This is a genomic window from Erwinia artemisiae, from assembly GCF_051400835.1.
Lineage (GTDB): Bacteria > Pseudomonadota > Gammaproteobacteria > Enterobacterales > Enterobacteriaceae > Erwinia > Erwinia aeris.
The window spans coordinates 1-1,135 of record NZ_JBLFFM010000024.1 but is presented as its reverse complement, the minus strand read 5'-3'; the positions used below and the strand labels follow the sequence as shown (position 1 = coordinate 1,135).

The following is a 1,135-nucleotide window of genomic DNA, read 5'->3' as shown; positions in this document are numbered from 1 at the left end:
CTAAAGAAAAATTTGAACGTTCCAAACCGCACGTCAACGTTGGTACTATCGGCCACGTTGACCACGGTAAAACTACCCTGACTGCTGCTATCACCACCGTTCTGGCTAAAACCTACGGCGGTTCTGCTCGTGCATTCGACCAGATCGATAACGCACCAGAAGAAAAAGCTCGTGGTATCACCATCAACACTTCTCACGTTGAGTATGACACCCCGACTCGCCACTACGCGCACGTTGACTGCCCTGGCCACGCCGACTATGTGAAAAACATGATCACCGGTGCTGCGCAGATGGACGGCGCTATCCTGGTTGTTGCTGCGACTGACGGCCCAATGCCGCAGACCCGTGAGCACATCCTGCTGGGCCGTCAGGTTGGCGTTCCTTACATCATCGTGTTCCTGAACAAGTGCGACATGGTTGATGACGAAGAGCTGCTGGAGCTGGTTGAGATGGAAGTACGTGACCTGCTGTCACAGTACGACTTCCCTGGCGACGACACCCCAATCGTTCACGGTTCCGCGCTGAAAGCGCTGGAAGGCGACGCCGAGTGGGAAGCGAAAATCATCGAGCTGGCCGGTCACCTGGATAACTACATCCCGGAACCAGAGCGCGCAATCGACAAGCCGTTCCTGCTGCCAATCGAAGACGTATTCTCCATCTCCGGTCGTGGTACCGTTGTTACCGGTCGTGTAGAGCGCGGTATCGTTAAAGTCGGCGAAGAAGTTGAAATCGTTGGTATCAAAGATACCGTGAAATCAACCTGTACCGGCGTTGAGATGTTCCGTAAGCTGCTGGACGAAGGTCGTGCGGGCGAGAACTGTGGTATCCTGCTGCGCGGTATCAAGCGCGAAGATATCCAGCGTGGCCAGGTTCTGGCTAAGCCAGGCACCATCAAGCCACACACTCAGTTCGAGTCTGAGGTTTACATCCTGTCCAAAGACGAAGGCGGCCGTCATACTCCGTTCTTCAAAGGCTACCGTCCACAGTTCTACTTCCGTACAACTGACGTGACCGGTACCATCGAGCTGCCGGAAGGCGTTGAGATGGTTATGCCAGGCGACAACATCAAAATGGTTGTTACCCTGATCCACCCAATCGCAATGGACGACGGTCTGCGTTTCGCAATCCGTGAAGG

1 protein-coding gene is annotated in these 1,135 nt (G+C 54.6%); it reads left to right on the top strand.

Going from position 1 to position 1,135, the window contains the following annotated elements:
• On the top strand, nucleotides 1–1,135 hold a 1,135-nt coding region (gene tuf / locus ACMGEE_RS21680), incomplete at both ends, for an elongation factor Tu (RefSeq protein WP_436830632.1).